Here is a 23941-nt window from a genome sequence, read left to right on the forward strand (position 1 = left end):
CGACGGCGTCACCCTCTGGTTCGCGTACAAGCACCCCAGAACCCCCTTGGCCGCCAAACTGCTTTGTGTGCTCGTCGTTGCATACGCGCTTAGCCCCATCGACCTTATTCCGGACTTCATTCCCGTCCTTGGCTATCTGGACGACGTGATCTTGCTGCCAGGTCTGATCTGGATTGCAGTAAGGCTGATTCCCGGCAGCGTACTTGCCGAATGCAGGACCGCGGCTACCGAGTGGATGGCGAAGGAAGGCCGTAAGCCGCGCAGCAATTGGGGCATCCTTTTTGTCGTAATCGTCTGGTTGCTTGTGACCTGGGCACTCTGGAAATACCTGGCGTCAGCCTATTTTTGACCCTCGCCTGTTGCCCGCATCCCCATCGGCGACTGGCGGCGGCCACAGCGCGACGCCTGCGCGTTCCCGGCCATGCGGCCATGCGTTACGCCGAGCAGCCCGCCGAGCATCGCCGCCACGGCCAGCCGAACCAAGAACCCGCTTGCAGGTTCGGAGGCGGGAACACCCGATACCGCGTCCAACGGCACTCCTTGTCTGTCGCAAGTCGATACACGTGCATGCCCGCTGTTACTGTGCAATGACACCCGGGTCCGGGTGGGTTTCGTGCGCGTGTCATCATTCCGTCACACCGGCAGGCCACAATGCGTGTTGCAATCCTTGTCATGCCGGTGGAGGTTCACATGAAAGCGATCTGGAATGGAATGGTTATCGCCGAGTCGGACGATATCGTGCTTGTTGAAACGGACTATTTTTTCCCGCTCGCCTCCGTGAAGCCCGAATACCTGCGCCTCAGCCGGACCACGGCTGCCGCCGCTGCAAGCCATTCTGTCATTACCTTCAACCTGCAGGCCGGCAGGCTGAAGTGTTCCGACGCCGTCTGGTACTACGACCATCCCCGGTACGCGCCTGCCGGCGTCTTCGGTCGCGTTGCCTTTCGGAAGGAAGTCCGCTTCGAGGGTTGAACCGTGCTCGACCTCCCGCCACGACGACCGTCTCGCCGAGTCTTCCTCGTCACGGATGTCAGGAGGCCGCATCATCCCGCCTCGACGCTGTCCCGGACCTCTGCCGGCCTGACGCCATGAGGGCCCCGGCTGCCGTTTAGCCGCCGCGCCGGACGGCGGCCACGTCAATTTGCTTGCCTTCAGCGGCTTCCACGGACATCTCGAACCGCCCGCGGCGGAACCTGATTGTCCAGGGCGAGTCCCATGTCACGGTCGATGCTGAGGAAGTGGACGCCGATGCCCTCGCCGCCCATCTCCAGTCCGACGCGGCGCAGACCCCAGTCGCTTGGGCGCATCGCGCGCCTCAAGTGAACCGATGTGAGGAGGTGCGCAGACCGTGCAGAACCGGCAACATCCCGTGAATCTCGCTATCCGCCGCGCGCAGCCCGATGAGCTGGACGCGGTACTGGCGCTTTACCGGGACTGCGGCTATGGCGGCGGCGTTGATCCTGCAGACATCACCCTCCTGGCAAAGGCCGGCGCAGGCATCGTAGGCGCGGCGCGCGTCTGCCTCGAACAAGGCACGCTCGTCCTGCGCGGCGTGCAGGTGCGGGCCGAATACCACCGGCAGGGCATCGGGAAGCGCTTGCTTGCGGCCGCCATCCCGCACCTCGATCGCGCCGTCTGTTACTGCCTGCCATACTCCCACCTGGTCGACTTCTATGCATCCAAGGGATTCCGGGTGGTCGACGCCGGATCCTTGCCGGAATTCCTGCGGGACCGGCTGGACGGCTATATCGCCCAGGGGCAGGACCTGCTTGGTATGCGACGTGATCCGCCGGGAGACGCTGGGCAGGGAAGCACGATTTGACACCAGCACGGATTGCGATACGTATGGACCGTTGCCGCCTGCGGCTCATCGCAGCTGCGGCAGGTCGGCCTCGCGGAAGCGCTTCCAGGTCTTGCGCAGCTTGCGCTCGTTGCCGGACACATGCGCCGCAAGAAAACCGCGCGCATAGGCAGCGCTCGCCGCGGCCTCCGGCTTTTCCGTTTCCAGATGTCGCAGCAGGCGGCCGCCCACCGCAACGTCGTTGCGCCAGCCAAGTTCATCCTGCATGGCCGACAGCGCACCAAGATACTTGCGCAGGCGCTTCGACCGGTACAGGGGCGCGAAAAATTCAACGGCGTAACGGTTTCTCTTTCCCGCAATGCGCAGCCTGTGCAGTTCCTCGGGCGGCGCGTGGCGGATGTTCCTGCCGCGCTTGAGGATGCGCTTGTGTCCCTGCTTGACCGCTTTCCCCGCAAACGCCTTCAGCGGCGCCTCCAGTTGCTTGACATGGTCCGGCGCCGCTGTGCCGCGCCACTGCTTCCCCAGCGTCCAGGCAAACATTCCTATCATGAGCCGTGTGTAACGCGGCGAGCGAAGCGCGGCGCCGGCCTGGTTCCGCTTGCCGCGCATGACCTCGTCCATGGCGGTATGCAGCGCGGGGAACGATGCGTCGCCCACGCCGCCCACGCGGGCCAGCGTCGACGATGACAGCACGTCCCAGTCCCTCGCCTCGCCCAGCGCTTCGCCCAGCCAGCGCAGTTCTTCCTGCAGATCGGCCGGGCACGGCGCGGCTGCCTCGAATAGCTTGAGCGCCGAACGCAAGCGGCGCAGGCCGACCCGCATCTGGTGCAGACTCTCGGAATTGCCGCTTTCCATTACAGCCGCCTCGTTGGCCTGCATCTGCGCCAGGCAGTTCAGCGCGGTCGCCTGCAGGCCGTCTTCGAGGGTCGGCGAAGGCGGCAACACAACGGGCGCGGCTTTCACGGGCGCACGCTCTTCCTGCCTGCAAAGGGCGTAGCCGCGCTGCGCCTTGCTGACATTGCTGAGACGGAGGGGAACGCCATCGAGCAGCCTGAGCGCGATGGCGTACAGCCGGCCCGGCTCTCCCTCCTTCAACTCGAGTTCGATCTCGCTGACCGGCAACTTCCGCTCTTCGCGCTGGACGCTTCCTTCGTCGAGCACGAGCTCGACCAAGCTGTCGCCGTCGCGCAGGTGCCATGTCGTCCGTCGCACCTTCACCCGGAAGACCGGTTGCAGCGTGTCGGCGAGTGATGCCTGCTTGAGAAGCGCCGACAGCGGTGAACCGGCGTCAACCATCGATGCAAGCTGATCCAACGCCGGTACTGCGCCGTCGACCGGCGTTTCCCACTCATCGCGCTGGTGGAGGCCGCCCTTGACGCTGCCGCCAGCCTTCAAGGTCTGGATCCAGCGGCCCCGCGTCTTGCGCACGCGCAGCCCCGCGCCGTGCTCGCGCAGAATGAATTCCGGCGTGTCGAAGTAAATCGCGGTCAGCTCGTCCTCTTCAGGATTTCCATCACCCAGCTCCTCGATGACCGGATGACGGCGCAGCTTGCCGCGGGATGCGGCGTCGATTTCCAGTTTCAGTTCAATCTCCACAATTGCTCCTTGCAGGAAACGGTATAAATCATTCAGATCATGTTTCCTCGACCCGGTTGCAAAATTGCGCAGTCACACCATTTTTCGCACGCAACAGCGCCGCCCCCCTTACGACAAGCCGGGCCTCACGACTCCTTTCACGACGACAGCCAGATGCCATTTTCGAGATGGTTATTGGTTTGCAAGCGCCGTGTTCAAGGGCCGGCATGCAACCCTAAGAAGCCTCGCATACCCGACAAAAATACTTGGCTTTTCCCCTGGTTCTCAGGTATAGTCCGTTCTGCACTTGCATCAAGTCGTAGTTATTGTTGGTCTCTTCCTGTCCTGCTCTGGTTTTCAGAGTCATGTCTGTTTGAATCCCTACGGTTACATTTTCTTGGTCATAGGTGCGCCCTGGGCGTCAAGCCTTATATTTTTCACAAGGAAGTAACATGCAGACTCAAACCGGCACGGTCAAATGGTTCAACGATTCGAAAGGCTTCGGCTTTATTACGCCGGACAACGGCGGTAGCGACTTGTTTGCCCATTTCAGCGACATCCAATCCAATGGCTTCAAGAGCCTTGCGGAGAACCAGCGCGTTTCGTTTGAGCGCGCCGCGGGTCCGAAAGGCGACAAGGCCAGCAATATTCGCCCCCTGTAATCAGGACGGCGGCCGGCGTAGCCGGCCCGCAAACCAATTCACCTCGCCGCGTATCCACGTCCGTGGATATTCGCTGGCAAACAGTGCTACGGGTCGCTTCAGGACGCACCATGCAGATAGCATGGGCTGTTCTTAGCGCCCGGCCATGACCACACCGACCTTCCCACGTCGGCCGACAGGATCTGGGCACCGTGCAAATAGCACGGGTTCGCGTTCCTTGTACAGCGCAGGTATTTCCCTATGCGTTGCGTACGGCCAGCCAACGTGTTCTGGCGGCGGTACCCTGCAGATAGCAGGGGTCGCCGCAAGGTCGGGGAATTTGGTCAAGGACCAACACGGATGGAAGCGACTTCTGCCGTACGCCGACCTGCAGATAGCAGGGCCAGGACTTTCTGCCTGGCGAAGGCTGGCCAGGAAAGTCGCTTTCCTGACCTGTTCCGTCCTTGCATTGTTTGGTGAATGAAAGCTCGCTTTGGCGAGCTTTTTTCGTTTTGAACACAGAAGAACGTTCCTGTTGCGTCACCTGGCCCTTAAGCCGGCGCGCCGCTTTTCTCCTGTTCGGCTGGTGCAAAATGCCACGGCCGTCTAGCCATCCACGATAACCTGATTCCGTCCCTGGAGCTTGGCTTTGTAAAGGGCCCGGTCAGCACGGCGGAAGGTGGCGTCAGCCGTCTCCTCGGTACGGAATTCTGCAACACCTGCCGATGTAGTCAGGCTCATGCCTGGCAGGTACTGCGCCCAGGGATAGGCAGACACGGCCTGCCTGATACGTGAAACCAGTGTGACCGCCGCCTCTGCCGTCGTGTTCGCCAGCAGGAGTACGAACTCGTCGCCGCCGTACCGTGCCACATAGTCCACGTCGCGTATTTCGTGTCGGATGATATTTGCGAAGCGCCGGATGACGTCATCCCCCGCAGCATGTCCGTGCCGGTCGTTGATGGTCTTGAAGTGATCGATGTCGAATACCACTACGCTAACCGGGGTTCCGAAACGTTTGAAGGAGCGGTATTCCTGCTCAAAGCGCCAGTTCAAATCGCGCCGGTTCCCTACCCCTGTCAATTCGTCGTGCGAAGCCAGTTCGCTCAACTTCTGCATGGCCTGCTCCAGCTGTACCGTGCGTTGTGCAACCTGCTCCTCTAGCTTTGTCCGGTATTGCTCTAGCTCTTGTTCCTGCCGCTTTCGGGCAGTGATGTCACGGACAACTGCAACCAACAGCTCTTCCCCTCCCATTCTGAAGACTGCAAGCGAGCAATCGACATCGAGGATATCGCCATGACGGGTACGGAACTGGGTTTCCATGGAAAACGCATCAACAGTCTGTAGTTTCTCCACCACCAGTGCTCGATGCTCGGGATGCACCCACAGGCCAATGCTCGCCGAACTTCTTCCGACGACCTCTTCTTGTCGGTACCCCGTCATTTTCTCGAACCCGGGATTCACGTCGTGAAATACCCCGGTACGCAGGTTAGAGAAGGTCGAGTAGTCCGGCATCGCATGGAAAACGCGGCGGTATTTTTCAAGCTCAACGCTGTTTTTTTCTTCCTGCACCTTGCTCACTTTCCATCTCGCTTTCTGGCGTGTCTACCTAATCGAGAAGCTCCTACCTTCGGTAGATCATTTCTCAACGCACCAACTGCCCATAGCGGTTGATTATTGTCAGCTCCACGAACTTGCCGCCTACTCGATTGCTGGCCGAGTATCGCAACGGCAAGCCGCCCGGATTGTAGTAATCCATTGAGGCGAGCGCTGCGAGCACCTTCTGCGGCGTCGGGTTCTTCCCTGCGCGCCGAATGCCCTCGACAAGCACTTTGGCCGCGATGAATTCTTCAAGGGAGGTGTAGGTGAATTCCGCCTCGGGCGGCGCGTATTTTTTCATCGCCGCCTGGTACTCCTTGACGACTGGAACGCCTATGGAGTGAGGGCTCGGCATGACTTGAGCGATGCCGATACCTCTTGCATACTCCGGGCCGATCAACCTGACGATTTCCCGCGGGTTTACGACTGAGATGCTGAATAGCTGCGCGACATTGGAAATCTGGCGCACTTCCTTGCTGAAGCTGGCGACTGCCTTGTTCACTCCGATCATGATGACCGCTTCCGGATTGACGGCGCCAATCTTTCTGGCAGCATCGGACGTATCGGCGGAGTTCTTCTCATAGGTTGCCATCACTACCGGTTCGAGCTTGTGCCTTTTCAGGGCCGTAATGACACCGTCACGCGCGGATTCACCGAACGGATCGTTCTGGTACATGATCCCGATCCGCTTTATTGACAGCGTGACCAACTGATCGACCATGGCTTCGGCCTCATCCCAGTAACTGGCCCGAATATGGAAGATGTTGCGGTTATCGGACCCGCGCAGACCTGGCGCGCCCGTATACGGCCCGATCAGGGCGATGCCGGCTTCTTCGAGCACCTTTTGCTTCATCAGCTCGCCGATATTGCCGGTACCGGCAAAGCCGATCAGCGCAACAGGTCGGTCGTTCTCGATCATTTCCCGGGTTTGCCTGACAGTCTCGGCAACCGTGTACCCATCGTCCCTGACTACATGGCGGATCTTCGCTCCGTTGATACCGCCTTCTGCATTCACGGAGGCGAAGTAAACTTTCGCCCCAAGCACCATTTCGTTGCCGGTACTGGCCAGGACTCCAGACAGCGGCGCCACCTGGCCAATGACAATTTCTTGCGCATGGGACCGACCGCCGACGTTGAGGCCAATGAACACGACGAGGAAGGCAACACATCGGCACCACAAGCTAATGCAGTTCATTTTGTCTCCTCCAGTTCTTTTTCGTGGAATAACTGTCTGCTCTGCCGTCGTTACTTGTAAAAGCCGCAAGCCAACACCAGGTCCCCGGCCTTCTCGAAGTAGGCGGACTTGAGCAGCATTTCTTTCGTAACCGGGTGTGCCCACTTGTAGTCAACCCAGCCAGAACCTTTTGCGTTGGCCTGGTCGACGATTTGTTTCACGAACAGTTTGCCGTCCGCATCCTTGAAATTGGCGCCGTCCACGCCGACCAGCCTTGGATTTGCGCCATGCGCGAGCACCTTGGCGTTATCCGCATAAACGCTGAGGTACAAGTCCCGATCAATGAAGCAGCTTCGGCCTAGCTTGTTTACCTCTGCAACGAGGTTGTTACGGCCGTGCGACTTCACGTAATCGACCGCGCGCCGCACCATTCCGACCGCTTCGTCCGCGTTGCCGAATTCCCTGGCCCCGAGGTTGAAACCGGCAACCGCGTGCGTCAATGCGACGGCCTGTTCGTGCAGATGTGCCGTGGCCCGCGCTGCGTCTTCCACGAGCGCGGCGTTCTGCTGGGTCGTCGCGTCGACCTGCGTAATCGAACGATTGATCTCCTCGATGCCTGTGCTTTGTTCCTGGCTTGCCAACGCAATGTCATTCATGATCGCGGTAGCCCGTTCAACGGCGCTGATGATCTCGGCCATCGTTGCGCCGGCGTGGTCCACCAGGCCGCTGCCCGTCTCGACGCGTTCAACCGAATCGCTTATGAGTTGTTTGATTTCCTTCGCCGCGGCTGCGGACCGCTGCGCAAGGGTGCGCACCTCGGACGCGACGACGGCAAAGCCGCGCCCCTGCTCGCCTGCGCGAGCCGCTTCCACAGCTGCATTCAGAGCGAGAATGTTAGTCTGGAACGCTATGCCGTCGATCACGCCAATGATGTCGACGATCTTGCGGGAGCTTTCGCGTATCGCCCCCATCGTGCGCACCACGTCTTTCACCACCTGCCCACCTCTAATGGCGGTTTGCGACGCTGACGCTACCAGCCTGTTCGCTTCTTCGGCATTGGACGCGTTTTGCTTGACTGTCGACGTCAGCTCTTCCATCGTCGATGCGGTCTCTTCGAGCGAGCTGGCCTGGCTTTCGGTACGGGACGACAGCGCCGCATTGTCGTTGGTGAGCGTCGCCGACATGGTTGCTACGACTGTCGTGCCCGTGCGTACACCGGTAACGACAGAAAACATGCGCTCGCCGATCAGGTGCAAGGCGTCGTGAAGCAAGCCGAACTCGCCTGCGACTTCAACAGCTACCGGCTGCGCCAGGTCTCCGCCGGCAAGACGTCGTGCAAGCGCGACTGCTTGATTCATCCTTTGTGAGATGTGGCGAACAGTCCAGATGCTGGCAGAAAAGCCGAGAACCAGGCCGGCGAGTCCGATCGTTGTGACCCAGCTCGGCGGTGCCGCCGCCCAGTCAAGTATGAGAACTGATGCCAGTGCCAGCAGCAAGATACCAAAAGAAATGTAAAGCCTGGCTCGAACTGTAATGTGATGGATGTGCATATGACCTTCTTCATGTAAGGTTCTTTTAAATGCGCACACTTGTTCTTGTTTTGAGGCGCCTCCTCGTCACTCTCCGGATCTACCTGCCGTAATTTGCAGGCAGGCGGATCAATAATTTATTGCACGTGAGAAATTTTTGCCAGTAGTGGTCTTGAGGGGGAGCCGGATGCTGGCCCCCTAAACAGGCTGCGCTAGAGCGGCAAGAGGTACCGCAAATCCTTATGGAATGGGGCTCGCGGCCTACGGAAGGAGTAGAAGTTGGAACTGCCTGTCAAAAACTGAATACAACCTCTAATAACGAGATATCCCATGGATATGGGATAAGCGTTCATCGGTTAAACGGCGCAAATGTATGCTGGCGAACGAGGCCGGCCGCCTTGCACCTGACTCCTGCCCCCCGTTTCGAACAGTGAATCAACGAGAACGACCCGAAGCCGTCAAATCGGATTTTCTGAAGCGGACGTTCTCAGCGCACCAGATGACCCGTGTGTGGCCCGCCAGCGCCGGTCGCAATGTTAAAAATTATGCTTTTCATTATCCGGCTCCCGGCAGCACTAAACACGCAGCCCTTCATGTGCAGGGATGAAGGCATAGGCCGAACACCCCCGGACGGCCTGCCTCACGCACACTTGCCTGAAACGGATATAGCGATCAAGCCTTAGGAGCAGAAGCTGCTTACGGCCGTTCTAACGCTTACTCCATGCATCGTGAAGCGTCGCGGCTGACCCGCATTCTGGCATTCCAGAAAGGCGGGGTATCGTCCGAGGGGTCACACCGGTCAGGCGGCCGCTGCTTTAGCCCGCGCCATATGCACTTTTTCGTAGCTGTCGATCAGGCGGCGGTGCCTGTCGAGCCCCTCCAGTTTCATGCTGGTTGGCGTCAGGCCAAAGAAGCGTACGCTGCCGTCCACCGAGCCCAGCACCGCGTCCATCCTTGGATTTCCAAACATGCGGCGGAAATTGACCACGTAATCGTCCAGTTCAAGGTCGTCGTCGAGCAGCACCTCCAGCACCACGTTCAAGGCCTGATAAAACAGTCCGCGCTCGACGGTGTTGTCGTTGTACTGCAAGAAGACGCCCACCAGCTCGTGCGCCTCCTCCAATTGCTGCAAGGCGAGATGGATGAGCAGCTTCAACTCGAGAACCGTCAGCTGGCCCCAGACGGTATTCTCGTCAAATTCGATCCCGATCAAGGTGGCGATGTCGGAGTATTCATCGAGCTCATTGTTGTTCAAGCGCTCAAGCAGCGCTTCCAGGCTCGCGTCGTCCAGGCGATGCAAGTTCAGGATATCTGCGCGGAACAACAGCGCCTTGTTGGTGTTATCCCAGATCAGATCTTCTACAGGATAAACTTCCGAATAGCCGGGCACCAAAATCCGGCAAGCAACGGCGCCGAGCTGGTCATACACCGCCATGTACACCTCTTTGCCCATGTCTTCAAGAATGCCGAGCAAGGTCGCGGCTTCCTCGGCATTGGACTTCTCGCCGTGGCCGGAAAAATCCCACTCGACAAAATCGAAATTCGCTTTCGCGCTGAAAAAGCGCCACGACACCACGCCGCTGGAATCAATGAAGTGTTCAACAAAGTTGTTCGGCTCGGTGACGGCATTACTGACAAAGGTGGGCTGAGGTAGATCGTTCAGGCCTTCGAAACTGCGACCCTGCAGCAATTCTGTCAGACTCCGTTCCAGCGCCACCTCAAAGCTTGGGTGCGCGCCGAACGAAGCAAAGACACCGCCGGTCCGCGGGTTCATCAAGGTGACGCACATCACCGGGTAGACGCCGCCAAGGGACGCATCTTTCACCAGCACCGGAAAGCCTTGCTCTTCCAACCCCTGAATGCCAGCCAGAATGCGCGGGTATTTCGCCAGCACGTCGTGCGGCACATCAGGCAGTGCCATTTCGCCTTCCAGGATTTCGCGCTTTACCGCGCGCTCGAAAATTTCGGACAGGCATTGCACTTGCGCTTCGGCCAGCGTATTACCGGCACTCATGCCATTGCTGACGTAGAGGTTTTCAACCAGGTTGGACGGGAAATACACCACCTTACCGTCCGACTGCCGCACAAACGGCAGCGAACAGATTCCGCGCTGCACATTTCCCGAGTTGGTGTCGTACAAGTGCGAGCCACGCAACTCACCATCGGGATCGTATATGCTCAAGCAGTATTCATCGAGAATTTCAGCCGGCAGCGTATCTTTCGGGCCAGGCTTGAACCAGCGTTCGTTCGGGTAATGTACAAACGCGGCATTGGCGATGTCTTCGCCCCAGAAAGTGCCGCCATAGAAATGGTTGCAATTCAGGCGCTCGATAAACTCTCCCAATGCCGACGCCAATGCGCTTTCCTTGGTCGCTCCCTTGCCATTGGTAAAACACATCGGCGAGTGCGCGTCGCGGATATGCAGGGACCACACATTGGGAACGATATTGCGCCACGAAGCGATTTCAATCTTCATGCCCAGGCCCGCCAAAACGCCCGACATATTGGCGATGGTCTGCTCCAATGGCAGATCCTTGCCCGGAATATAGGTACTGCCGTCAGGAGCCGGTTTCAGCGTCAGCAACGACTGGGCATCGGCATCCAGGTTCTCTACCTCTTCAATCACGAACTCCGGGCCGGTTTGCACCACTTTTTTCACGGTACAACGCTCGATGGAGCGCAAGATACCTTGACGGTCGTGCGCAGAGATATCCGTCGGCAGCTCGACCTGAATCTTGAAAATCTGCTTGTAACGGTTTTCCGGATCAACAATATTATTCTGCGACAGGCGGATATTCTCGGTCGGAATGTTGCGAGTTACGCAGTACAACTTAACAAAGTAAGCCGCGCACAAGGCCGACGAGGCCAGAAAGTAATCGAAGGGACCGGGCGCCGAGCCGTCGCCCTTGTAGCGGATAGGCTGGTCGGCCACGACCGTGAAATCATCAAACTTGGCTTCAAGACGAAGCTTATCGAGAAAATTGACCTTAATTTCCATGGGAGATTTCCGAATATGGTGCGCAAAATGATGTAGCCGTTATTATCCGCGAAGTGGGCGTTCCGAAGAGAAAAGGCGAGCAAATCATCGACTTTTTACTGTAGGCGCATGGCCGCTGCTGGCCGTTCCGGGCCAACGCATTCACTGTCGCCTTCGGCGGCTTTCGCCGCGTTCGAGCCGTTGGCGGGCAGACCTCACATAGTCTGCCCGACTATTGCTGACGGCCAGTTTTTCCCGAAGCGGGCCGGGATACCAGAAGCCTCCCCATCCCCTCTGCCTTCCTCCTGCTCTTGGTCTCTTCCGCTGCGCACGATTGGAACGCGCAGTCCCACTAACCTCCCCTTCGTTGGCATTCGAGAAAAGTCAATCTCACGCCGTTCTTTTAATATTTAAATAACACTTACCCCTGTGTTCTCTCAAAGAGGAACCGAATGGAAACATGGTTAAGAAATGCGTTGTTTGTTCTTGTCTGTTTCCTGCTGAATGCATGTGGCGGGAGTGATTCGGCGTCGAATTCGTCTGCGGCAACCAGGGTCGCGCCTGTGGCTGTGCTAGGCGACCGCGTCGAGTTCTCCGGCGTTCGTTCCAACTACACTGTCGCCACAAGTGCAACCGGGCATACCGTTGTCGACAGTACGGGAGCAGATGGCACTACCAGCATCCCAACCAATATCCGTTACCTGCAATTTAAAGACGTGACGGTCAACCTTTTCATTGCACCGACGGCACAAGCCGTCCCGGCAAACTCACTGAAACGTCTCATCGAGCTTTACATCGCTTTCTTTAATCGAGTGCCTGAAGCCGATGGACTCGCGTACTGGATAGAGCGGTATCGCGCGGGGGACAGCGTGGAACAGATCGCCGAATCATTCTACAGCGCTGCCATTCTTTACCCGGGCATAACAGGCTATGTTGATGGCATGTCTGCCAATGACTTTGTCAAAGTCATTTATCGCAATGTTCTCGGCAGAACAGGGAGCACGGCGCCGCCGGAGGAAGACGTCCGGTACTGGGCTGAGCAGATCACATCAGGCGCAACGACGCGCGGCAAGCTCGTTCAAACAATGCTGAACTCTGCCCATACCTTTACGGGTCATTCCGTCTGGGGATGGGTGCCCGCCCTGTTAAATAACAAGTACACGGTCGGCCATTACTTTGCAGTTCAGCATGGCTTAAGTTTCAACAGTAATGAGAGCTCGATCCGCCGCACAATGGATATTGCATCAGCCGTAACACCTCAGGGCATAGATGCTGCCATTGCACAAATTCCGATTTCCCCAGGCACGCCTCCCGTCGATCCTGGAACACCCCCGCCGCAGCCGCCCGCGGACCCGCCTCCGCCCTCTCAAGGGACAGACAATCCGCCCAATCCTCCGACGTCGCCATCCGTCTTTTCAGCACGCCTGGTCGCGGCGCCGACTGAGGGGGCGCAGATCACGGCGACGACACACGTTGAAGTCGAGGGCACCGGACTCGAGAACGTCGAACTTGTTCCTGCCAATGGTTACACCCCGATTTACGGCGTGTTTCGCATCAATGAGTCGAAAACCCGGGCATCGCTTGAGCTCGACCCGAATGCCTTGCCCGCAGGCGCACTTACCGTGCGCATCGTTGCGTGGAATGTCAAGGCTCGCAGTAGCGGCGGAACGGAAATCGTTGTCATGCCCAGCAGGGCCTGGATTATCCAACGCAGCCAGCCCGCACCTTCCTTCATTGCAGAGGTGACGCAAGCGCCAGCATCGGGAACGACGCTTTCCGGCATTGTTACGCTTGAGGTGCGGGGAAGCGGCATGCAAAACGTGGAGCTGCTTCCACCAAACAGCTACAGCCCGCGTCTTGGCGTCTTTAGCGTCTTCAGCAACGGAACGATTGCTCGTTTGGACTTCGACACCCGTCTGGTGCCAAACGGCTTGCTCCGCGCGCGTATCAGCGCATTCGATGCACAACCAGGCACTGCGGGAGCACGGGAGGCCGTGGCGATGGCATCTCGTGACTGGATCTTGAGAAATCTCCCCGCTCCTACCGGCAGCGCCGAGGGGCGAGCGTCACGCTGCCTGTCATCCGGTCTGCCCCATACCCGGCTTAGCGATACATGGCCGGTAGTCTGCATCCAAAACTTATCCATGCCATACGAGCAATGCAAGGACGACACAGGAAGAGCAGGTTTTGGAATGTTGTATGGAAACCCCGAAGACGGGCTGCCTGTCCTTCGCAGTGGAAGTGTCGTGTCAAAGCTTTACTGTTCACCCGGTGCACTCGACGGTCGAGTGAATCCGGGTTGTGCCTGCTTTCCATGATTCGCCTATCGCGCAAAACTAAGAAAGCGCCTGCGAAATCGTTTGGTAATGGCTGATTTCTCCCGAAGCGAAAGTCGGCAGTGAGAACCAGCGAGACCGCGCGAAAACGCGTCAGCGGTTCTTATGGGCACGCGTTCTCCCGGAACGTGTGCTGCCGACCAATTGCCGAATATTCATGGCAATTGCTGTTGCTGCATTCTTTGCTTCTGGTCCGGCTTTTGCTTTTTCCACATCCAGCGATTGGGCGCTTTCTTTCAAAATGTTCTGGAGGCGAAATTCATGGGACTCATCTGGACTATTATCATCGGGTTCATTGTCGGTTTGATTGCTCGTGCCCTCACTCCCGGCAAGGATCCGGGCGGGTTCATCGTCACTACTCTGATAGGCATCGCCGGGTCACTGCTCGCGACCTTTCTTGGACGCTCGCTCGGCTGGTATCAGGTTGGGCAGTCCGCCGGTTTCTTTGCAGCGCTTGTCGGCGCCATCATCCTGCTCGTCCTGTTCAGGATAGTCCGGCGAAAAACGTACTGATCATTTGCCCGGGTTTCTTCTTCACCGAAAACCGGCTGCGAGTGCGGTTCGTCCATAGGGCTTAGCGCCCCGGCGACTGCGCCGCGCACTACAACATGAGTGCGAGCGGTGCTTGTCTGCGAGAGGCTCGGAGGCGCCTGAAGCGGCGGCGACTCATGTCGGGCCAAGACCCGGAGCAACCGTCAATGCCCTGGCTGGAACGAAGCGGCACCCGGTTCAGGGATCCGCTTTGCTCTGTCCAGACATCAGGATACGTGGAAGTGGGTTGGATCGAGTTCCAGCAGCACGGCGGTAACGGCGATGTCGCTAACAACGCAGAACGGTAGCGGAGACAGGGACGCCGGCGTTGCCTGGCTTGCTTTCTCGCGCCTGATTCCGGCGGGGTGAGCAGTAGCGTGCGTCGGGTCAAGCTCGTACAGGTAGGAAAAGTGGCCCTCGACAGCGGGCCAGGCAAACAGCATGTCGGAAAAGTCTTCTTCGTAGTACGACATTTCATTCTTTCAGAAAGGTTCACGCATCCACTTGGATGTCATCACGGGTGTCATGCGGCCCTATAACCCAGTCGCACCACCCCTACTCCTTTGAACCTTCTTTCGAGCAACAGTTCCGTTGGGAAAAACCATTGGTAACACTGAGTCGCAGTGTGCAGAAAAACGTTTCGAGGAAATTGGCCGGTAGCAGCCGCTGACCGAACCCCTCTGCGATGCCGGCCAGCAGGCCGAATGGCGGTGATGCAAGGCCGTGTCGACTGGCGAGCCTATTTGCCGATGCCGCGCGTTGAGGCAGCTAAAGCGTCCGTTTTGGTACAGGATGCAAAAACGCCAAGAGCAATGGGTTTTCCGAAGGCGCGGTGTACCGCTGCCAATCAGCGATGAACGCCGCCGGCGTTGACGCCTTATTACTTCATTCATACGAAAAAACCGTCTTTGGCCGAGCTCTTGATTTGCCCTCTCCGATTCAGGCTTTTACCCGCAGCGAGCCATTCAGAAAACTGGCGAGCAATTCATTGGTCTGCTTCACCAGCGACGGCAGCATGTCGAACATCTCATTCAGACCGCGTTGCACTGGCTCGGCTGCATTCCTGTAAGCCGGGTGGTTGGCGGCCAGACCTCGGAAGAGATCGCTGATGGATCCGGCATCGGCCAGTCCAGCCGCTCGGGCGTCGGCATCTTCGGTCAACGCCGCCAGGCGATCAACATTGCCAGCCAATGCCTGGAGCGCCCCCTGATAATAAGCTGGCAGCGCGGTGGGGGCGCTTTGATACAGCCCCGGGCGGCCAAGCTCCCGGACGTCCAGGGCGTTCATAAACATTTTGCTGCCGGAAGATATGCTGCTGGTGAGGTCATAGGCATACCGGTGCACGCCGGCCCCATCCTTCTGCTGATAGCCCTGCTGGAGCTCGGAGCTCAGGCGCTGCGTTTTGGCCGCCAGATCGGTTTCATAACTGAAGGACAGGCTGCTAAACGCATGCTGCGCATCGCCGCCATGAAAATCGCGGTCCTGGCTGACGTTCAAGGCGAAGCTTGCCAGCTCGCCGGCATCGAAAAAGCCCAGATCATCCATGACTACCAGCCGTCCGAAACCGACCGTGTCCTCAAAGAAGGAATCGGCGATATCAATCATCTTGGTAACCAGCTTGTCCAGCGCGGCCCGCTCGGCGTCGGACAGATTGCCCTCCACTTGATAAGCGGCTGTGACGGACTGGCTTTCTTGCGGACCATGGCTGCGGGCCTCGTCGAAATGCAGCGTAACGGTATCGCCGTCACGCGTTCTCACCGCCAATGAAAATGTGCCGGAATAGTCAGGGCGCCCGTTTGCCTGCACGCCATTGCTTTGTTCGGTAGCAAATTTCGCATTTCCGGCGCCGGAGAGGCCGCGCACCCAGCCGCTCAGGCCTTGCATGAGTGGCTGAAACAGGCTCGCCACAGGTGAAGAGGTCTCTTCCACTGCAACCGGCACAAGTGTCTGCACAGGTGCGTGCTGCGCGGGCAATTGCTGTGCTGTCTCTGTGTCGGCGCGCCGCGCAGACGCTGGCCTTGGCTGCCATCCCTGTCCGGCAATTGTCGGCTCGATTTTGATATTCATGCGGTTTTCCCCTGACCTTCCGTCCATATCGGTGAAGATCCGGAAAACTTGACGCCGTCGCAACTGCGTTGGCAGTATTCCAAGCCGTTCCCCGTTCGGTTTTCCGAACACCCATTCGGCGCGATATCCGGATGGACGAACAGCTTGCATTTGCAGCGAATATTTTCTTTCGAGAAAACAAGGAATTAGGAACAAAGTCTATCTGGCATGCCACGTGCGATGTATTGCGCTAGCGATAGCTAATTAGCGCGCCCGGTCCGGGCGCTCCTCCACCCCGCATTCCAAGGAAACGTGCATGAAAATGAATCGCCTGACTAGCTGGATTGGCATCGCCATGGTCCTCGGCATCATCGTCGGCTATGCGTGCAACACAATGGCTCCCAGCCCGGCCGCCGCGAAGGAAATTGCCGGCTATTTCGGCATCTTGACCGACATCTTCCTGCGGATGATCAAAATGATCATTGCCCCGCTTATCTTCGCTACGCTGGTTGCCGGACTGGCGAACATGGGCGACTCGAAGGCGGTCGGCCGCATCGGTGCGAAGGCCATGGGCTGGTTCGTTGCCGCGTCGTTCACCTCACTGCTCATCGGCCTGCTTCTCGCCAATCTGCTGCAACCCGGTACCGCACTCAACGTGCCGCTGCCCGAGTCCGCCGCCGGCCTCAATCTGAAGACCGGTGCATTGAACCTCAAGGACTTCATTACCCACGTCTTCCCCAAGAGCATCGTCGAAGCCATGGCGGCCAACGAGGTTCTGCAGATTCTGGTCTTCGCCGTGTTCTTCGGCCTCGCGCTGGGCCACCTGCATAACCAGGCTGCCCGATCGCTGGTGAACACCATGGACGAGATCGTGCATGTCATGCTCAAGGTGACTGATTATGTGATGCGCTTTGCGCCGGTCGGCGTCTTCGGCGCCGTCGCCGGCGCGATCACGACGCAGGGCCTGGGCATGCTGCTCGTGTTCGGCAAGTTCATGCTCAGCTTCTACATCGCGTTGGCCGTGCTGTGGACCGTGCTGATCGCCGCCGGCTACGCCGTGCTCGGCAAGGACGTTTTCCGCCTGCTCAAGCTGGTGCGTGGCCCGATGCTGGTCGGTTTCTCGACGGCGAGCAGCGAGTCGGTGTATCCCAAGCTGATGGAACAGCTGGAGAAGTTCGGCATCAAGAACCGCGTCACCGGCTTCGTACTGCCGCTCGGCTACTCCTTCAACCTCGACGGGTCGATGATGTACACCACCTTCCTCGCCCTGTTCATCGCACAGGCCTACGACATTCCGATGAGCCTGACCGCCCAGATCACCATGCTGCTGGTGCTGATGGTTTCGTCAAAGGGTATCGCCGGCGTGCCGCGCGCTTCGCTGGTCGTTGTCGCGGCCGTGCTGCCGATGTTTAACCTGCCGGAAGCGGGCCTGCTGCTCATCCTCGGCATCGACCACTTCCTTGACATGGGGCGCACCGTCACCAACGTGCTCGGCAACGCGATTGCCACCGCCGTCGTCGCCAAATGGGAGAATGCCATCGAGCCGGCCGACGCGGCCGCCCCGGGGGAAGCCCTGCCGGCGACCAAGGAAAATCTGCTCGCGCAAGCGGCTTGAGCAGCACCCTCTTTGACGCATCTCCGGGCGACCAACGCGTTGCCTGGCCCTGCCCGGCGCACTGCGCCGGGCATTTTTCCTTCCTGCCATGATCAAGCGCGCCATTCCCGCTCCGCCAGACACGGCCCTGCGCCGTAGCGGACCGGTCCGGTCATGGTGCTAAGCGACCTGATGCTCAGGTCCGGCGCTGTTTTTTTCACAAGACCTTATTCGGCCTGGTGATCGTCCTGATCGCCAAGCAACTTGCCGAGCCGGGCGCAATAATATAGGGTATCCCGGTTTTACCGCCATCCAATGCCGCGACTTCGTTCCCTACAACTGCTCCTCTTCTGCCTGCTGCTGGTCGCACTGAGCGGTCTTTTTGCGTACCGGGTCGCGCAGAGCGTGAGCATAGCCAACTTGCAGACAACCGGCCTGCACCGGCTTGAACTCTACGCTAACAGCCTGGAACGCGAGATCGGCAAGTACGCCTTCCTGCCCGGCACACTGAGCCTGGAGCCGGCAGTCCTCGACCTGCTTGCCGGCACGGGGGGCGACGGCGCCACTGCCCGTGTCAACAACTATCTCGAAAAGCTCAACGAACGGGCGGGCACGCTGGCGATCTACGTCATGGACATCCGCGGCCGGGTGCTTGCCACCAGCAACTGGCGGCGGCCGGACAGCTTCCTCGGCGAAGACCTGTCCTTCCGCCCCTACTTCCGCGACGCGCTGGCAAGCGGCAACGGCCGTTTCTTTGGCATTGGCACCACGCGCAGCGAGCCCGGCTACTATCTCGCCTCGGTGCTGACCGGCGACGAGGGCACGCTCGGCGTCGCCGTCACCAAGGTGAGCCTCGAACAGCTGGAAAAATCGTGGGCGACGGTGGAGGCCCCCGTACTGGTCGCCGACGAGAACGGCGTCGTCATCCTGTCCTCGGTCGCCAGCTGGAAATTCACTACCCTGAGACCGCTCGACCAAAGCACCCACGCCGCCTTCGACTTCACTCAGCAGTACAACCGGCGCGCACTGCAGCCGCTGGGGATCGGTCCGATGGCCGAGATCGACCAGGGCGTGCGCCTGGTGCGCATCGCCGCCGGCGCACCGGAAACCGTGGCGGTGTATCCGGTCGCCGGGCGTTTCCTTGAACAGTCACGCAGCCTGCCTGGAACGGCGTGGACCCTGACCGTACTGTCCCACCTCGAACAGGTCGACGATTTCGCCCAGAGCCGTGCCGCGCTGGCCGCCATCGGCGCCGCTTGCCTGTGCCTGCTCGGCATCACTCTCAACGAGCGGCGCCGCCATCTGCGCGACCGGCTGGCCGCGCGTGAAGCCCTGCAGCGGGCGTACGACGAGCTCGAGCGAAAGGTCGTGGAACGCACCGCCGACCTTTCGGCCGCGAACCGGCAATTGCAGGACGAGATCGGCGAGCGCATCCGCGCCGAACGCACCCTGCATGCTGCCCAGGACGAGCTGGTGCAAGCCGGCAAGCTGGCCGTCATCGGACAGTTGTCGACGGGTATCGCGCATGAACTGAACCAGCCGCTGGCCGCCCTGCGCACTCTCTCGGCCAACGCCGACCGCTTCCTGGAGCGCGGCGATGTCGACACCACGCGCACCAATCTCGCCCGCATCGCCAGCCTGGTCGACCGCATGGGCAGCATCACCGGACAGTTGCGCAACTTCGCCCGAAAATCCAGCGGTCCGTCGGCACCGGTCGCCCTCTGTCATGCCCTCGACAATGCGCTGGCCCTGCTTGAAGCCCGCATCCGCCGTGCCGGTGCGGTCGTGGAACGCAGCTGTCCGGCCGACGAACCGGTCGCCCTGTGCGATGCCAACCGGCTGGAGCAGGTGCTGATCAACCTGATCGGCAATGCCCTCGATGCGATGGCCGGGCAGTCCCGGCCTCAGCTCGAGCTGGCCTGGGAGCGTGACGGCGACGTGGTTCGCCTGCATGTCCGCGATCATGGCCCCGGCCTGAGCGAAGAGGCGCAATCCCGCCTCTTCGAACCTTTCTACACCACCAAGCCTGCCGGCGAAGGATTGGGCCTCGGGCTGGCCATTTCCGCCGGCATCGTCCGTGACTTCGGCGGCAGCCTGCACGGCGCCAATCATCCAGGCGGCGGCGCCGTCTTCACCCTCGAACTCCCGCTCGCTCCACGCCATGAATGAGAACCTGAAGATACTGATCATCGAAGACGACCCCGATGTGGCGCTCGGATGCGAACAGGCATTGCAGCTTGACGGCCTCGCCGCTGAATGCGCGACCAGCGCCGAACAGGGGCGGCGCCGCCTGAGCGCCGACTTTCCCGGCATCGTGATCAGCGACATCCGCCTGCCCGGGCAGGATGGCCTGAGCCTGCAGCGCTCCCTGCATGCGCTTGACCCGGAACTGCCGGTCGTGCTGATCACCGGGCACGGGGATGTGTCGATGGCCGTGCAGGCGATGAAGGACGGCGCCTATGATTTCCTGCAGAAGCCTTTTGCGCCGGAGCAACTGGTCGAGGTCGCCCGCCGGGCGCTGGAGAAGCGGCGGCTGGTCCTCGAAGTGCGCGCCTTGCGCCGTCAGCTCGACCGGCGCGACCTGCTCGAAGCCCGCCTGATCGGCAATTCACTCGGCATGGTGCGCGTGCGCAGCCTGATCGAAGCGCTGGCGAGCAGCGCTGCCGACGTTCTGGTGCAGGGCGAGACCGGCACCGGCAAGGAACTCGTCGCCCGCTGCCTGCACGACGCGAGCCCGCGCCGCAAGGGCAACTTCGTCGCCATCAACTGCGGGGGCCTGCCGGAAAACCTGTTCGACAGCGAAATCTTCGGCCATGAGGCCGGCGCTTACACCGGCGCCGCCAAGAGGCGCATCGGCAAGATAGAGCATGCCAACGGCGGCACGCTCTTCCTCGATGAAATCGAAACCATGCCGGTGTCGATGCAAATCAAGCTGCTGCGCGTGCTGCAGGAAAGAACGCTGGAACGGCTCGGTTCGAATACATCGATTCCTGTCGACTGTCGCGTGATTGCCGCGACCAAGGAGGACTTGCCGGCGCTGTCCGGACAAGGCCGCTTCCGCGCCGACCTCTATTACCGCCTGTCGGTCGCCACCCTGCCGCTGCCGCCGCTGCGCGAGCGGCGCGAGGACATTCCGCTGCTGTTCGAACACTTCCTGCTGCAGGCGGCCGCCCGGCACGCCCGCCCGGTGCCGCCCACCACGCCCGGCCGCATCCAGCAGCTGGTCGGCCATGGGTGGCCGGGCAACGTGCGCGAGCTGCGCAACGTCGCCGACCGTTGCGTGCTTGGCATCGAGGCCGGCTCGCCGCCTTTCGGACAGGTGAATGCCGATACCCCTCGCCCGCTGAATGAGACGGTAGAAGCCTTCGAGCGTGCCCTGATCGCCGACGCTTTGCGCCGGCACGGCTCCCTTGCCCGCACCGCCGAGGCGCTGTCCATTGCCAAGACGACACTGCACGACAAGATCCGCAAGTACGGCCTTGGGGATGGCGTGTAGAACATCTCCTGGCGCTCCGGCCGGATGGCACACTCCCCTTGCATACGCTTATGGCCTGGATCCATGAATGCGGATTGCTGACTCACTCCAGCTTCCAATCCAGTTCTTCGGCGCGGACGTCCCGGCTCCAGCCGTGACACGCTTCCTGATTTCCGGGGAATGTTTCGAATCGTGATGCCTTCGCGTTCCCCCGAGGATTGCCGGGCCGCGGCCCGGCTCTGGCCGCGGCATTTTCCCGCCAAATCTGCAGAAAAGACGGAACGCCGCCTACCTTAAAGAATCAATAATCTTCCCTGCCTGTAGGAGGAAAGCGTCATGAACCGCTTTGCCGGCCATCTGGGATGGCTCGCCGTGTCCATTCTCGGCGCCTTTGCCCTCGGACTTGTCGCATTAAGCCGGGGCGAGCCGATCAGTGCAATCTGGGTCGTCATCGCGGCCGTGTGCGTATACCTGATTGCCTATCGTTACTACAGCCTGTTCATCGCGAAGAACGTCGCGCAGCTGGATCCGACGCGCATGACGCCCGCCTACAAGCACAATGACGGGCTGGATTACGTTCCCACCAACAGATACGTCCTGTTCGGCCATCATTTCGCGGCCATTGCCGGCGCCGGGCCGCTGGTTGGTCCGGTGCTCGCCGCGCAGATGGGATACCTGCCCGGGGTGCTCTGGATTCTTGCCGGCGTGGTATTCGCCGGCGCGGTACAGGATTTCATGATCCTGTTCATCTCGACGCGCCGCGACGGACGCTCCCTGGGCGATCTGATCAAGTCGGAGCTCGGTCAGGTGCCCGGCATCATCGCGCTGTTCGGCGCGTTCCTGATCATGGTGATTATCCTCGCGGTGCTCGCCCTGATCGTGGTGAAGGCGCTGGCCGAATCGCCCTGGGGCACGTTCACCGTTGCGGCAACGATTCCGATTGCGCTGCTGATGGGGGTCTACCTGCGCTACATCCGCCCCGGCCGCATCGGGGAAATCTCCGTGATCGGCTTCGTGCTGCTGATGCTCGCCATCATCCTCGGGCAATACGTGCAGGAGAGCCCGGTGCTGGGGCCGATGTTCACGTTCACCGGCCCGCAGCTGACCTGGATGCTGATCGGCTACGGCTTCGTCGCGTCGGTATTGCCGGTATGGCTGCTGCTTGCGCCGCGGGATTATCTGTCGACCTTCCTGAAAATCGGCACCATCGTCGGCCTGGCGATCGGCATCGTTTTCGTCGCGCCATACCTGAAGATGCCGGCACTGACCCGGTTTGCCGACGGATCCGGTCCGGTCTGGTCCGGCAGCCTGTTCCCCTTCCTTTTCATTACGATCGCCTGCGGCGCGGTTTCCGGTTTTCACTCGCTGATCTCATCCGGCACCACGCCCAAGCTGCTCGAAAACGAAGGCCATGCGCGCTTTATCGGCTACGGCGCGATGCTGATGGAATCTTTTGTCGCCATCATGGCGCTGGTTGCCGCCTCCTGCATCGAACCCGGCGTCTATTTCGCGATGAACAGCCCGGCCGCCCTGATCGGCACCAGCGCGCAGTCGGCCGCCGCCGCCATCTCGCAATGGGGTTTCTATGTGACGCCTGAAATGCTGACGCAAACCGCAAAGGATGTCGGCGAAAACACGATCATCTCGCGCGCCGGCGGTGCGCCCACGCTGGCGGTGGGCATGGCGCAGATTCTGTCCACCGCGCTCGGCGGCCAGGCGATGATGGCGTTCTGGTACCACTTCGCGATCCTGTTCGAAGCGCTGTTCATCCTGACCGCGGTGGATGCCGGCACCCGCGCCGGCCGTTTCATGCTGCAGGATCTGCTCGGCGCGTTCATGCCGTCGATGAAGCGGATCGAATCGGTTCCGGCGAGCCTGATCGCGACCGCCTTGTGCGTGGCGGGCTGGGGATATTTCCTGTACCAGGGGGTGGTCGATCCGCTGGGCGGCATCAATACGCTCTGGCCATTGTTCGGCATCGCGAACCAGATGCTCGCCGGTATCGCGCTGATCCTGGCCACCTGCGTGCTGTTCAAGATGAAACGCGACCGCTACGCGTGGGTCACGATCGTCCCGACCATCTGGCTGCTCATTTGCACCCTGACCGCAGGCTGGCAGAAAGTGTTTCATGACGATCCGAAAATCGGCTTCCTCGCGCACGCCGAGCGGTATAGCGCCGCTCTCGACAAGGGCGAGTTGCTGGCGCCGGCGAAAACGACGGCGCAGATGCAGCAGATCGTGTTCAACGACTACGTGGATGCCGGGCTGGCTGCGATGTTCATGCTGGTCGTGATCAGCGTGCTCGTGTTCGGCATCAGGACGATCCTCGCCGCGCGCGCCGCACCGCGGCCGAGCGCAAACGAAACGCCGTTCCAGGCGCTGCCCGCCAGCGCGTTGCAGACTTAGGAGAATCACCATGCTTGAAGACATTGCCAAAGCAGGCCGCTACCTGGGGCAGACGATGCGCTTGATGGTGGGTTTGCCGGAGTACAGCACTTACCTGGATCACATGGAAAAAACGCACCCGGACAAACCTGCGATGAGCTATGAAGAGTTTTTCCGGGAGCGCATGGAAGCGCGTTATGGCGGGAATGGAAAAATGAACCGCTGTTGCTAAGCGCGCTGGCGCGCGCCGGCCGCCGCTTCTGCCCGGCGCCTGCTCGATC

18 protein-coding genes are annotated in these 23941 nt (G+C 60.2%); 11 read left to right on the forward strand and 7 right to left on the reverse strand.

What is annotated here, in order from left to right:
* From VEC01_RS11065 to VEC01_RS11075, 3 genes are all read left to right on the forward strand, one after another.
* Nucleotides 1-349, forward strand: a 349-nt coding sequence (locus tag VEC01_RS11065) for a YkvA family protein (protein ID WP_324900877.1), incomplete at its 5' end; no start/stop codon positions are given.
* 341 nt (nucleotides 350-690) lie between these two features.
* Complete coding sequence (locus VEC01_RS11070) at nucleotides 691-972, forward strand: DUF427 domain-containing protein (RefSeq protein WP_324900878.1); 282 nt, start codon at nucleotides 691-693, stop codon at nucleotides 970-972.
* Nucleotides 973-1369: 397 nt separating this feature from the next.
* The gene (locus VEC01_RS11075) at nucleotides 1370-1822 is read left to right on the forward strand and encodes a GNAT family N-acetyltransferase (protein ID WP_324900879.1); all 453 of its coding nucleotides are present in this window, start codon (nucleotides 1370-1372) and stop codon (nucleotides 1820-1822) included.
* A gap of 45 nt (nucleotides 1823-1867) precedes the next feature.
* Here the strand turns inward: VEC01_RS11075 and VEC01_RS11080 are convergent, their stop codons facing one another.
* Nucleotides 1868-3397, reverse strand: coding sequence for a CHAD domain-containing protein (locus VEC01_RS11080; protein WP_324900880.1), 1530 nt, complete (start codon nucleotides 3395-3397; stop codon nucleotides 1868-1870).
* A gap of 431 nt (nucleotides 3398-3828) precedes the next feature.
* On the opposite strand from VEC01_RS11080, the gene VEC01_RS11085 reads away from it, so the two are divergent.
* Nucleotides 3829-4038, forward strand: a complete 210-nt coding sequence (locus tag VEC01_RS11085; protein ID WP_324900881.1) for a cold-shock protein — start codon at nucleotides 3829-3831, stop codon at nucleotides 4036-4038.
* A gap of 585 nt (nucleotides 4039-4623) precedes the next feature.
* Here the strand turns inward: VEC01_RS11085 and VEC01_RS11090 are convergent.
* The 4 genes from VEC01_RS11090 to VEC01_RS11105 all read right to left on the reverse strand — a co-directional run bounded on the left by VEC01_RS11090 (nucleotide 4624) and on the right by VEC01_RS11105 (nucleotide 11314).
* Nucleotides 4624-5595: a sensor domain-containing diguanylate cyclase gene (locus VEC01_RS11090; protein ID WP_324900882.1), complete on the reverse strand. Its 972-nt coding sequence runs from the start codon at nucleotides 5593-5595 to the stop codon at nucleotides 4624-4626.
* A gap of 64 nt (nucleotides 5596-5659) precedes the next feature.
* Entirely contained in the window at nucleotides 5660-6808 is a 1149-nt protein-coding gene (locus tag VEC01_RS11095; RefSeq protein ID WP_324900883.1) for an ABC transporter substrate-binding protein, read from the reverse strand.
* Between the two features lie 50 nt (nucleotides 6809-6858).
* A complete protein-coding gene (locus VEC01_RS11100; RefSeq protein ID WP_324900884.1) occupies nucleotides 6859-8337 on the reverse strand; it encodes a methyl-accepting chemotaxis protein in 1479 nt (492 codons plus the stop codon).
* A gap of 778 nt (nucleotides 8338-9115) precedes the next feature.
* Complete coding sequence (locus tag VEC01_RS11105; RefSeq protein ID WP_324900885.1) at nucleotides 9116-11314, reverse strand: OsmC domain/YcaO domain-containing protein; 2199 nt, start codon at nucleotides 11312-11314, stop codon at nucleotides 9116-9118.
* A 431-nt stretch (nucleotides 11315-11745) separates the two neighbouring features.
* Between VEC01_RS11105 and VEC01_RS11110 the strand changes: the two genes are divergently transcribed.
* Complete coding sequence (locus tag VEC01_RS11110; protein ID WP_324900886.1) at nucleotides 11746-13611, forward strand: DUF4214 domain-containing protein; 1866 nt, start codon at nucleotides 11746-11748, stop codon at nucleotides 13609-13611.
* A 279-nt stretch (nucleotides 13612-13890) separates the two neighbouring features.
* Nucleotides 13891-14142, forward strand: coding sequence for a GlsB/YeaQ/YmgE family stress response membrane protein (locus VEC01_RS11115; RefSeq protein ID WP_324900887.1), 252 nt, complete (start codon nucleotides 13891-13893; stop codon nucleotides 14140-14142).
* A gap of 245 nt (nucleotides 14143-14387) precedes the next feature.
* On the opposite strand, the gene VEC01_RS11120 is transcribed toward VEC01_RS11115, so the two are convergent.
* Nucleotides 14388-14633: a hypothetical protein gene (locus VEC01_RS11120; protein ID WP_324900888.1), complete on the reverse strand. Its 246-nt coding sequence runs from the start codon at nucleotides 14631-14633 to the stop codon at nucleotides 14388-14390.
* Nucleotides 14634-15099: 466 nt separating this feature from the next.
* Entirely contained in the window at nucleotides 15100-16227 is a 1128-nt protein-coding gene (locus VEC01_RS11125) for a hypothetical protein (protein ID WP_324900889.1), read from the reverse strand.
* A 295-nt stretch (nucleotides 16228-16522) separates the two neighbouring features.
* Between VEC01_RS11125 and VEC01_RS11130 the strand changes: the two genes are divergently transcribed.
* From VEC01_RS11130 to VEC01_RS11150, 5 genes are all read left to right on the forward strand, one after another.
* The gene (locus VEC01_RS11130; protein ID WP_324900890.1) at nucleotides 16523-17821 is read left to right on the forward strand and encodes a dicarboxylate/amino acid:cation symporter; all 1299 of its coding nucleotides are present in this window, start codon (nucleotides 16523-16525) and stop codon (nucleotides 17819-17821) included.
* A gap of 294 nt (nucleotides 17822-18115) precedes the next feature.
* Entirely contained in the window at nucleotides 18116-19969 is a 1854-nt protein-coding gene (locus VEC01_RS11135) for a sensor histidine kinase (RefSeq protein ID WP_414691442.1), read from the forward strand.
* Nucleotides 19962-21296 (forward strand): sigma-54 dependent transcriptional regulator, encoded by a 1335-nt coding sequence (locus tag VEC01_RS11140; RefSeq protein ID WP_324900892.1) that lies wholly within the window; start codon nucleotides 19962-19964, stop codon nucleotides 21294-21296. The genes VEC01_RS11135 and VEC01_RS11140 overlap by 8 nt, the downstream gene beginning before the upstream one ends.
* Before the next feature lie 315 nt (nucleotides 21297-21611).
* On the forward strand, nucleotides 21612-23681 hold the full coding sequence (locus tag VEC01_RS11145; RefSeq protein ID WP_324900893.1) for a carbon starvation CstA family protein: 2070 nt from the start codon (nucleotides 21612-21614) through the stop codon (nucleotides 23679-23681).
* Between the two features lie 10 nt (nucleotides 23682-23691).
* Nucleotides 23692-23892 carry a YbdD/YjiX family protein gene (locus tag VEC01_RS11150; protein ID WP_324900894.1) on the forward strand — a complete coding sequence of 67 codons (201 nt, stop codon included), beginning with the start codon at nucleotides 23692-23694 and terminating at the stop codon, nucleotides 23890-23892.
* Nucleotides 23893-23941 lie beyond the last annotated feature (49 nt).

The organism is Noviherbaspirillum sp., from assembly GCF_035627455.1.
Taxonomy (GTDB): domain Bacteria; phylum Pseudomonadota; class Gammaproteobacteria; order Burkholderiales; family Burkholderiaceae_D; genus Noviherbaspirillum.

What these genes read in the sequence shown, in the direction of transcription:
- VEC01_RS11070 (WP_324900878.1), top strand. Translation starts at nt 691, where the DNA reads ATGAAAGCGATCTGGAATGGAATGGTTATCGCCGAGTCGGACGATATC.
- VEC01_RS11085 (WP_324900881.1), top strand. Translation starts at nt 3,829, where the DNA reads ATGCAGACTCAAACCGGCACGGTCAAATGGTTCAACGATTCGAAAGGC.
- VEC01_RS11095 (WP_324900883.1), bottom strand. Translation starts at nt 6,808, where the DNA reads ATGAACTGCATTAGCTTGTGGTGCCGATGTGTTGCCTTCCTCGTCGTG.
- VEC01_RS11100 (WP_324900884.1), bottom strand. Translation starts at nt 8,337, where the DNA reads ATGCACATCCATCACATTACAGTTCGAGCCAGGCTTTACATTTCTTTT.
- VEC01_RS11105 (WP_324900885.1), bottom strand. Translation starts at nt 11,314, where the DNA reads ATGGAAATTAAGGTCAATTTTCTCGATAAGCTTCGTCTTGAAGCCAAG.
- VEC01_RS11110 (WP_324900886.1), top strand. Translation starts at nt 11,746, where the DNA reads ATGGAAACATGGTTAAGAAATGCGTTGTTTGTTCTTGTCTGTTTCCTG.
- VEC01_RS11115 (WP_324900887.1), top strand. Translation starts at nt 13,891, where the DNA reads ATGGGACTCATCTGGACTATTATCATCGGGTTCATTGTCGGTTTGATT.
- VEC01_RS11120 (WP_324900888.1), bottom strand. Translation starts at nt 14,633, where the DNA reads ATGTCGTACTACGAAGAAGACTTTTCCGACATGCTGTTTGCCTGGCCC.
- VEC01_RS11125 (WP_324900889.1), bottom strand. Translation starts at nt 16,227, where the DNA reads ATGAATATCAAAATCGAGCCGACAATTGCCGGACAGGGATGGCAGCCA.
- VEC01_RS11130 (WP_324900890.1), top strand. Translation starts at nt 16,523, where the DNA reads ATGAAAATGAATCGCCTGACTAGCTGGATTGGCATCGCCATGGTCCTC.
- VEC01_RS11135 (WP_414691442.1), top strand. Translation starts at nt 18,116, where the DNA reads ATGCCGCGACTTCGTTCCCTACAACTGCTCCTCTTCTGCCTGCTGCTG.
- VEC01_RS11140 (WP_324900892.1), top strand. Translation starts at nt 19,962, where the DNA reads ATGAATGAGAACCTGAAGATACTGATCATCGAAGACGACCCCGATGTG.
- VEC01_RS11145 (WP_324900893.1), top strand. Translation starts at nt 21,612, where the DNA reads ATGAACCGCTTTGCCGGCCATCTGGGATGGCTCGCCGTGTCCATTCTC.
- VEC01_RS11150 (WP_324900894.1), top strand. Translation starts at nt 23,692, where the DNA reads ATGCTTGAAGACATTGCCAAAGCAGGCCGCTACCTGGGGCAGACGATG.